7 protein-coding genes are annotated in these 9,971 nt (G+C 71.8%); 3 read left to right on the forward strand and 4 right to left on the reverse strand.

The features are described from left to right. The first annotated feature begins 140 nt into the window (after positions 1–140). Positions 141–326, forward strand: coding sequence for a hypothetical protein (locus tag ACR807_RS39155; RefSeq protein ID WP_438926589.1), 186 nt, complete (start codon positions 141–143; stop codon positions 324–326). On the opposite strand, the gene ACR807_RS39160 is transcribed toward ACR807_RS39155, so the two are convergent. Then, positions 302–604 carry a hypothetical protein gene (locus tag ACR807_RS39160; RefSeq protein ID WP_438926590.1) on the reverse strand — a complete coding sequence of 101 codons (303 nt, stop codon included), beginning with the start codon at positions 602–604 and terminating at the stop codon, positions 302–304. The genes ACR807_RS39155 and ACR807_RS39160 overlap by 25 nt on opposite strands. Before the next feature lie 96 nt (positions 605–700). Continuing rightward, complete coding sequence (locus ACR807_RS39165; RefSeq protein ID WP_438926591.1) at positions 701–1,003, reverse strand: DUF1540 domain-containing protein; 303 nt, start codon at positions 1,001–1,003, stop codon at positions 701–703. An 842-nt stretch (positions 1,004–1,845) separates the two neighbouring features. Between ACR807_RS39165 and ACR807_RS39170 the strand changes: the two genes are divergently transcribed. Then, positions 1,846–3,570 carry an RICIN domain-containing protein gene (locus ACR807_RS39170; RefSeq protein ID WP_438926592.1) on the forward strand — a complete coding sequence of 575 codons (1,725 nt, stop codon included), beginning with the start codon at positions 1,846–1,848 and terminating at the stop codon, positions 3,568–3,570. 52 nt (positions 3,571–3,622) lie between these two features. Here ACR807_RS39170 and fxsT read toward each other — a convergent pair whose 3' ends face one another. Next, on the reverse strand, positions 3,623–6,217 hold the full coding sequence (fxsT, locus tag ACR807_RS39175) for an FxSxx-COOH system tetratricopeptide repeat protein (protein ID WP_438926593.1): 2,595 nt from the start codon (positions 6,215–6,217) through the stop codon (positions 3,623–3,625). 108 nt (positions 6,218–6,325) lie between these two features. Beyond that, entirely contained in the window at positions 6,326–8,107 is a 1,782-nt protein-coding gene (locus ACR807_RS39180; protein ID WP_438926594.1) for a cellulose binding domain-containing protein, read from the reverse strand. A gap of 478 nt (positions 8,108–8,585) precedes the next feature. Here ACR807_RS39180 and ACR807_RS39185 point away from each other — a divergent pair. Beyond that, positions 8,586–9,971, forward strand: a 1,386-nt coding sequence (locus ACR807_RS39185) for a glycosyl hydrolase family 18 protein (RefSeq protein ID WP_438926595.1), incomplete at its 3' end; no start/stop codon positions are given.

Consider the following 9,971-nt stretch of genomic DNA (forward strand, 5'->3'; position numbering starts at 1 on the left):
GGCCTGGTCGAGGCCGAACAGGGTGTCCTGCTACTGCCGCGGGGACCGCGCGCGACCACCCGGAAGGGGTGGCGGGGGCATGGCCCGCCCGCTGCCGGGTACACCACGCGTTCGACGGCACGAACACCGGAGGTGGACCCGTGGAGCGCGGAAGCACCCAGCACGGCCCGAAGGTCGACGAGCAGCTCAAGCACGAGATGGAGGGCGAACTCCGCTCGGGCACCCCGACCAGGGCCGAGGAGTGGCGCGACCCCGAGATGCCCGACGCGGAGGAGGCCGAGGAACTGGGCCTGAGCGGCGCTCAGCGCCCCGAACCCCCGGCCTGACCGGTCGAGCGGCCCACCCGCGCCCGCAGCCGCGCCTCCAGTTCGCGCAGCTCGCGGGCGGGTGGGCCGAGGCCGGTCCCCGCCAGGTCGGCGGCCCAGCCGGAGAGCCGGCTGTAGTGCCCCGCGACCACCCGGCCGTGCCGGGCCACCTCGCACGAGGTCTCGCCGGGCCGCGCGCAGCCGAGGATCACCGCGTCCGCCCGGTCCTGGAGCGCCACCGCCGCCGCGACGACCCGCCGTCCGGCCGGGCGGACGGCACCTCCCGCACTCGCCCGCATTGGTTCCGGCGTCCCCCTGGTCGCACCGCGCACGACGAGGGCGCCGCACCCGTACCGGTGCGGCGCCCCTCGGTCGCGGCCCGACGCCGCGGCGGGTCAGCCTCGCGTGTAGGTGAGGCAGTTCGCGGCGTGGTCGCCCTCACCGGGCCCGACCCGCACGCCGCCCGGCGCGGTGCACTCCATGTTGGCGTTGAACGAGCAGTCGACCCGCGAGCAGGCGCCGACCTGCGCGACGACCTTGGGCAGTCCGCCCTTGCGCGCCAGCGGGATGAAGGTGCCGCAGTCGGCCGCCCCGTTCTCACCGCTGACGGTGATCGCGAAAGCGTGACAGCCGTCGTGGTTGTACGAACAGCCGGTGACGGTGCACTCGCTGACGGCGGGCATTTCTGTGGTGGTCATGTCCGCTTCCTCCAGACAACAGTTCTCGGCCTTGCGAACGTTGCCACCGGTTACCCGGCCTCGCAACACGAAAACATTTAGGAGAGCCTAACCTAAAAGCGGAACCGCAGGTCAGGGGTGGTGTGAAATGGGCGTGATGGTCAAGATCAAGCCATCGGGTGAAAACGGTTCGCGCTTTGCGCGAGATGATCGCACCCCTTCCCCGGCAACACCGGCCGCCGGTTCGCGGGCGATGCGACCACCGACCACGACCACCGGCCACGGCCATCGGGTGCGGACACCGGCGGGACCACCGTTCGGCGATCACCCGAGGAACCGCCGGGGCATCGCCGAACGGATCACCGGCGGTTCACCGGCCCTCCGGGAACGCTTCCACTCCCTTGCCGGCGGGCGGTCGCCGGACAGCCCGCCACAACCGCGCGGCGGCCACATCGGCATCCCGCCCCGCGTCCGGTCCACCGCCGCACCCGCAGCTCGGTTACCGGCCGGTAGTGCGGCGGGAAAAACGCTTCGACACCCCTCGACACCGCCTTCCTGTTCACGAATGTGACCGACGAGCGGGCAATTCGTTCACAAGCGTGACCAGGCCGAATTCCCGACCGAAGCCGCAGGCCACAGCCCCGGGGGCGATGACCTCGTCGTTCGACGGGATTCGACTACCAATACCGGCGCACCTCGCCGGGACGACTCGTTGACCGGGTGTCGGCGACCTCCTAGCATCCGACGGGAAACGAGTTCCCCGTTCACGCCGGTAGCGCATTCCCGAGTCCGCCGCTTTCTTCCGCGCGCCCTCGGGACCGGTTCGGCACGCCTCACCGGAATCATTCGGAAGTGGAGTTCCCATGACAACGCCCGAGCAGCCCGCAGTCACCTGGGCGACACGACCAGGCGGTCGCCGCGCCGCGGTGCTCGCCGTCGCCTCCGCCGCCGCGCTGGCGGCCACGCTCGTGGCGTGGCCGGTCGTCACCCCTGCCTCCGCCGCGGTCGGCGCGGGGACGTACGTGGTGAAGAACGCGGGCAGCGGGCACTGCCTCGACGTGCCCGGCGCGTCCTCGGCGGCGGGCGTGCAGCTCCAGCAGGCGGCGTGCGGCGGCACGGCCGGCCAGAAGTGGACGTTGACGGCGGTCGCCGGCGGGTTCCGGATCACCTCCGTCGCCAGCGGCCTGTGCGTCGGCGTGCAGGGCGGGTCGACCAGCGCGGGCAAGGCGATCCAGCAGCAGGCGTGCACGGGTGCGGCCGGCCAGACCTGGGCGGTGACCGCGAGCGGCGCCAACTACCGGGTGGTCGACACCAACGGCGGCAAGTGCGCGAACGTCAAGGACAACTCCGGCGCCGCCGGGGCCCCGGTGCAGACCAACTCGTGCGACGGCGCGGCCACCAAGCAGTGGACGCTCACCCCGACCGACGGCGGTCAGACCACCACCACGACGACGAGCACCACCACGAGCACGACCACGTCGACCACCACGACGACGACCACGACCACGACCCTGCCGCCGGGCTCCGCGCTGTACGCCGCGCCGAACGGCACCGACAGCGCCGCGGGGACCGAGGCGGCCCCGACGACGCTCACCTCCGCGATCGCCCGCGTCACCCCCGGCCAGACCATCTACCTGCGCGGCGGCACCTACCGCTTCGCGCAGACGGTGACCATCCCGCAGGGCAACAACGGCACCGCGAGCGACCGCACGGACCTGTTCGCCTACCCGGGCGAGACGCCGGTGCTGAACTTCTCGGCGCAGGCCGAGGACCCGGCCAACCGGGGCCTGGCCGTGAACGGCAACTACTGGCACGTGCGCGGCATCGTGGTCGAGCGCGCCGGCGACAACGGCATCTTCGTGGGCGGCAGCAACAACGTCTTCGAGCGCACGATCACGCGCTTCAACCGCGACACCGGCCTCCAGCTCTCGCGGATGCTCTCCACCACGCCGAAGGACCAGTGGCCGGCCAACAACCTGATCCTCAGCGCCGAGTCGCACGACAACGCCGACTCGGACGGCGAGGACGCCGACGGCTTCGCCGCGAAGCTGACCTCCGGCCCCGGCAACGTCTTCCGCTACGCCGTGGCGCACAACAACATCGACGACGGCTGGGACCTGTTCACGAAGACCGACACGGGCCCGATCGGCGTGGTGACCATCGAGGACTCGCTGGCGTACGGCAACGGCACGCTGAGCAACGGCGGCCAGGCGGGCAACGGCGACCGCAACGGCTACAAGCTCGGCGGCGAGGACATCGGCGTGAACCACGTCATCCGCCGCAACATCGCCTACGACAACGGCAAGCACGGCTTCACCTACAACCGCAACCTCGGCGCCATGACGATCTCGGACAACGTGAGCATCGACAACGCCGAGCGCAACTTCACCTTCGACGGTGGCAGCTCGGTGTTCCGCGGCAACACGTCGTGCCGCAGCGGCAGCGGCGCGAACGACCGGACGATCGGGAACGTCGACGCCACCAACCAGTTCTGGGCCGGCGCGAACGGCTCCCGGTGCGCCTCCTACGCCGGCGCGCTGAACTGGTCCTACGCCTCGGACGGCCGCCTGGTCGTCACCTTCGGGTAGCCGCCCCGCCGGGCGGGGGGACACTTCCCCCCGCCCCTGGCACCACACCTCATCACGAACCGCCGTCGAGCGGCTCAAGGGCCTCACGAGCGAGGCGCTCCCGCACCGCCCAGGCGTGGGTGATCAACCGCTTCCCCTCGTCCTGCCGCCCGACATCGCTCAACGCGCGACCGAGTTCGGTCAACCTCGCCGCCGCATCGCGGTGATCAGGACCGAACACACCGACGGTGATCGCCAGGGCGCGTTCCAGCAGCGGGATCGCCCTGTCCAGCCGACCGAGGTCGCGCCACGCACCAGCCAGACTGTTCAGGCGCTTGGCCACGTCCGGGTGGCCGGGGCCACAAGCAGCTTCGGTGATCACCAGTGCTCGTTCGTGGAGGGACCTTGCCTGCTCGTACAGGGCTCGCCCGTGCCTCCTCCCCCGAAAAAGGGCCTGGACACGGTCGAACTGCCCCAGTTCGCGCAGCACGAGCCCCAGGTTGTCCAACCGCGTTGCGATAACGGGATGGTCACCGCCGTAGACCGACCCACTGCTCGCGAGCGCACGCTCCAGCAACTCCCGCGCTTCGAGCAGCAACCTGTTGTCGGCGGGGCTGTGCAGCATGCGCAAGGCCATCGCCAGGCTCGTCTGCACGGTCGCGACCTCCGGGTGGTCCCGACCGTGCACCGCCTCGGCGATCTCGAGCGCCTTCCCCAACAGGCCACGGGCCTCGAGCGGACGTCCCAGGTCGAGCAGGGCCGCACCGAGGTGGTTCATCGCCGATGCGACATCGGGGTGACCCGGTGGTCGAACGGCCTCGACGATCCCCAGGGCACGCCGGTGCAGGGTCACGGCCTCGTCCGTCCGGTTCGGGAAAAGACCGCGGATGACGACTCCGAGGTTGTTCAGGCGGAGCGCGACAACCGGGTGTTCCGGTCCGTACTCGGCCTCGGTGATGGCAAGAGCGCGCTGGATCAGGGGAAACGCCTCAGCGGTGAGACCTGACTCGTGCAGGGCGATGCCGAGGTTGTTCATCCGGACAGCCACGGCCGGATGATGGGGTCCGCAGGCGTTCTCGGTGATCGTCAAGGCTCGCTGGAGCAGCTGTCGAGCTTCTCCCGGTCGTCCCGACTCGGTCAGCACGACCGCCAGGTCACTGAGGTGCACGGCCACTTCCGGTCCGCGGGGCCCGTAGGCGGCCTCACTGATCCGGAGCGCGCGTTCGAGGATCAGCCGGGCGTCGTTCAGCTGCCCGGTTTCGAGCAGGTAGGCACCGGCCCTGCGGAGCAACCAGCCGCGCGTGGTCGGATCAGCGTCGAATTCACCGTAGACCAGGACGTGGGAGAGCAACTGCCGCCACCTTGGCCACGCCCCTGCCAACCGGGGCGGTCTGGTGCGCAGGTCCGCTACGAGGAGGTTCCCGGCGCTGTCCAAGGGGCGCAACGCGCCTGAAGGGCTCAGAGCGGTCGCTGTCCGCACGCGCACAGCCAGACGTACCATGCGGTGGATCAGGAGGTCGCCGTTCACACGCCTCAGCAGTGAGTAGTCCACGAGAACGCCGACCGCGTCCGCGAAGCCGCCGTGCGGGTCCTTCACCGCCACGTCCAACGGGGATGGCAACGACACGGCGTTCCCGGACACCGCGTTCCCGGTGAACAGGTCGAGCGGGATCGCGTCGGAGCCGAGGTAGGCGCAGATCTCCAGGAGCTGCGCGGCCGCGAGGTGCTCCTCCGCGATGCGCCGCAACGGGGGTTCCCACAGGGTGGCGAGCTTGTCGTGCTCCGGACCGCGGTGCACGTCCCGACCACGGGTGGCGACGACATCGAGGCTGGCGCGCAACCAGCTCAGGTACTCCGGCAAGGGGACGGCGGTCTGCCGGAGGTACGCGGCTGCCTGTTCCAGGGCCAGTGGCAGGTCCTCCAGCAGGGCGGCCAACTCATCGGCTCGTTCCGGGGAGATCTCGGGTAATCGCCCCCGGAGGAGGGCCGTGGAATCCTCGCGTTCAAAGGTGTCCAGGTCGAGTACCGAGGCGATTGCCTCGAACCCCGCGCGGCGGGTCGTCACCAGCACGTGTCCTCGCCCCGAGGGCAGGTACGGGCGGACCGCGGCGACGGTCTCGGCGTTGTCGAAGACCAGCAACCAGTCACGGCGGCGCCTCAGCTCCGACAGCACGGTACCGACGGCTTCTTCGGTGCTGCTGGGCAACACCATCCCCATCGCGTTCCCGAGGAGTACCACCTGACCGGGGACGAGAGTCGAGTCCTCGGCCTCGATCCACCACACGGCCCTGTACCGGTTGGCCCACCGGTGGCAATACTCGATCGCCACTTGGGTCTTGCCGACGCCGCCCATTCCGCGCATCGCGTACACGGCGACCTTCCGGTGCCGCTTCAGCCGGTGGAACACCCACCGCTGTTCGGCGGCCCGTCCGGTGAAGTTCGGGTTGCGCGCGGGGACGCTCCAAACCTGCGGCAGTCCCGGCTCCGCCGGCCGCCCCCGCAAGGTCGTGGTGAGCGTGAGGCAGAGCACGAGCAGGAGGACAGGCCAAACCACCCGCGGTTCACCCATCCAGCCGGGCAGCTGGTCACTCGCCGCGTTGATCGCCAGACCCGCCAGGAATACGAGCACCACCTCGACCGCGACCAGCGCACCCCGCCGAAGTCCCATGCGCGCTCCAGGGCATCAGGCAACATCGGGACAACGGTATCCGCCCGTGTTCCCCGAAGCGCCGGAACCACGCCGTCGACACGGTCGGCGCAGCGGCCGGGCAGGCCGTCAGGGGGTGACGGCGATGTTCGTCAGGCCGACCACCGCCCCCGTCACGGTGTTCGACGCGTGCACGACGTTCAGCCGCCCGGCGCACTTCGAGGTCGACGTGACCCGGATCGCGTACTGCCCCACCCCGCCCAGGTCGGAGCGGTTGCCGCGCCACGTGTTGCCGCACCCGTTCGGGAACGACGGCGTGGTGACGGGGTTGTGCGTCTCGTAGCCGTTGGCGAACGGGCCGGGTCCGCCGAAGGTGCCGGTGTTGTCCTCGATGAGGTAGCCGACGCCCTTGACGTCGATCCACGAGTCGGCGGAATTCTGGCCGGAGACGCCGGTCCCGTCGAACGCGTTGCCCCGGACCACGCCGTCGAACGTGCCCTCCTTCACGTCGACGGGCTCGGCGGCGACGCCGGGGCCGATGCGGTTGCCCACCACCTGCACGCGGTCGCTGCGGTCGACGCCGCCGGTGTTCCCGTGGCAATCCCAGTTGGAACCCGCCGACCCGATGTAGACGCCCTCCCCGTACCCGGGCTGCACCAGGCCGGTGTCGGTGATCGTGGACCCGCGCAGCACGCCGTCGGCGGACGAGCGCCGGAAGTGCACGCCCTCCTCGTCCACCCGGGTCACCGTCACGCCGTCGAGCACGGCGTGGTGGGAGTCGTCGACGACGATGCCCTTCTTGGACTCCCGCACGGTGAACCCGACGAGGTTCCAGTGCGGCGCGCCGTGCAGCCACAGGCCGTAGCCGGGGTCCCAGCCCGGGGTGGGCGCGGGGCAGCTCGGGCCGCTGCCGGACGGGCCGTCGTTGACCAGCACGGCGCCCGCGCCGGTCAGCGTGATGGGCGCGGCGGCGGTGCCGGGCCGGGTGGCGGTGAACGAGCCGCGGTAGGTGCCCGGCGCCATCCGGATGGTCTGGCCCGGCGAGGCCGCCGCCAGCGCCTCCCGCAACTGCGCCGCGGTCGCGACGTCCACGACCGCGCCGGCGGGGGCGGTGGTCGCGGTGACGGCGGCGCTCGCCGGGGAGGTGTTGCCCGCCGCGTCCCGCGCCCGCGCGGTGAAGGTGTGGGCCGTGCCCGGCAGCAGGCCGCCCACGGTCGCCGACGGGGTGGTGACCGTGGCGACCAGCGCGCCGCCGGAGAGCACCTCGTAGCCGGTGACGCCGACGTCGTCGGTCGACGCGGTCCAGGCCAGCGACGTGGAGCCGGCGGTCACCGCCGTGACGCGCAGGCCGGTCGGCGGGGTCGGCGGGGACGTGTCGGGCCGCGGCACGCCGCCGCACGGCACGCCGTTCACCGCGCAGGCGACGGGCGTGCCCAGGCCGGTGACGGTGAACCCGAAGCCCACCGTGCCGCCGGGTGCGACGCGGCCGTTGAACGCGGCGTTGGCGAACCGGTGGCGCCGCCCGTCGCGGGTGAGCACGGCGTTCCAGGAGTTGCCCACGGTCGAGCCGGCCGGGAGGTCGAACTCGACGACCCAGCCGGTGCTCTCCGCGTCACCGGTGTTGGTGAGCGTGAACCGGCCGCCGTAGCCGGTGCTCCACGTGGACTCCTGGCCGAACTCCGCCGTGAACGCCGCCGCCGCTGCGGAGGCCGGTGCTGTGGCGGCCGGTGCTGTGGCGGCCGGTGCTGTGGCGGCCGGTGCTGTGGCGGCCGGTGCTGTGGCGGCCGGTGCTGTGGCGGCCGCCGCTGCGGAGGCCGGTGCTGCGGCGGCCGGTGCTGCGGCGGCCGGTGCTGCGGCGAGGGCGGCGGCGCAGGACACGGCGACGCCGAGGGCCGCGAGACGTCTTCTCATGCCGGGTGGACCTTCCGGGACCGTGGTCGGGGGCGTCGCGGCCCACCCCCCGTGGACGTGCTCTTCATAGCCGCCGCCCGACGACCCGGTCAACGACCGCGAAGGGTCCGAACCACTCCGGAGCACTTTTATCGTGACTTGAATCAAGCCCTCCAGTAAGGTCTGGCTCGGCTGCCGCCCGTAGTGAAGGGACGTGTCGATGAAGACACACGCACGACGATGAACGCCGTCCACGGCGTCACGTCACCCCGCCACGCGAGCACGACCCGGCCGTAGCACCGGCCCCCGCACCGCGTCCGCCCCCCGCGCGGATCGCCGCCTCCGCACGGCAGGACGCGACCCCGCGCCCCTGCACCCTGCACCCTGCACCTCGCGACCCTGCACCCCCGCGTGCTCGACCGCCCCCGCGCGACCCCGTCCGCGCGGACGACGGCGGACGAGCGACGCCATGGGCACGAGTCCTCCGAAGGGAACGTCCATGCAGTCATCGGCAACACCCCGGCGCACCTCCAGGTGGGGCGCCGCGGGCCTCGTCCTGGCCGCCGCGGCGACGAGCCTGACCGTCGCCGTCGCCACCGCGCCCACCGCCCAGGCGGCGCTGCCCGCCGGCTTCAAGAGCGTCGGCTACCTGCCGTCCTGGGCGGGCGACGTCAACGCCGTCCAGTACGGCAAGCTCACCCACGTCAACTACTCGTTCGCCCTCCCCAACGGCAACGGCACGCTCCAGGCCATCCCGGACACCGGCAAGCTCTCCGCGCTGGTGACCCGGGCCCACGCCAACGGCGTCAAGGTCTCCCTGGCCATCGGCGGCTGGAACGACGGCGACGACTCGGCGTTCGAGGCCCTGGCCGGCAACGCCACCAGCCGCACGACGTTCGTCAACAGCGTCGTCAACGTCGTCAACCAGTACGGCCTGGACGGCGTCGACATCGACTGGGAGTACCCGGACCCGGGCACCTCGGCCACCAACTTCACCGCCCTGATGGGCCAGCTCAGCACCGCCATGCGCAGCCGCGGCAAGCTCCTCACCGCCGCGGTCGTCTCCGGCGGCGGCACCGCCGAGGGCGTGCAGACCGCCGTGTTCAACCACGTCGACTGGCTCAACATCATGGCCTACGACGGCGGCACCCCGCACGCCAACTACGACTGGTCCATCGCCAGCGCGAACTACTGGAAGGGCCGCGGCCTGCCCGCCGCCAAGACCGTGCTGGGCGTGCCGTTCTACAGCCGCCCCAACTACTACACCTACGCCCAGCTCGTGGCGATGGACCCGGCCAACGCCAACCGCGACTGCGTCACCGTCGGCGGCGTGCAGCAGTGCTACAACGGCCTGCCGACCATCCGCCGCAAGACCCAGTGGGCGGTCGCCAACGCGGGCGGCATCATGAACTGGGAGCTGTCGCAGGACACCACCGGCAGCACGTCCCTGCTCAACGCCATCTTCGAGGCCGCGGGCGGCACGAACCCCAACCCGCCGGTCGGCCGCACCGGCGCCGTCACCGGCATCGACGGCAAGTGCGTCGACGTCGCGAGCGCGAACAGCGCGAACGGCACCGCCGTGCAGCTGTGGACGTGCAACGGCACCGCCGCGCAGACGTGGACCGTCGGCACCGACAGCACCCTGCGCGCCCTCGGCAAGTGCATGGACGTCACCAGCGCCGGCACCGCCAACGGCACCCCCGTGCAGCTGTGGGACTGCAACGGCAGCGGCGCGCAGGTCTGGCAGGCCCAGTCCAACGGCACCCTGCGCAACCCGGCGTCCGGGCGCTGCCTGGACGCCACCGGCCCCAGCTCGGCGGACGGCACGCGCCTCCAGCTCTGGGACTGCTTCGCCGGCACCAACCAGGTCTGGCGCCTCCCCGCC

The sequence above is a fragment of the Saccharothrix sabaoui genome (assembly GCF_051756985.1).
In the GTDB taxonomy this organism is placed as follows: domain Bacteria; phylum Actinomycetota; class Actinomycetes; order Mycobacteriales; family Pseudonocardiaceae; genus Actinosynnema.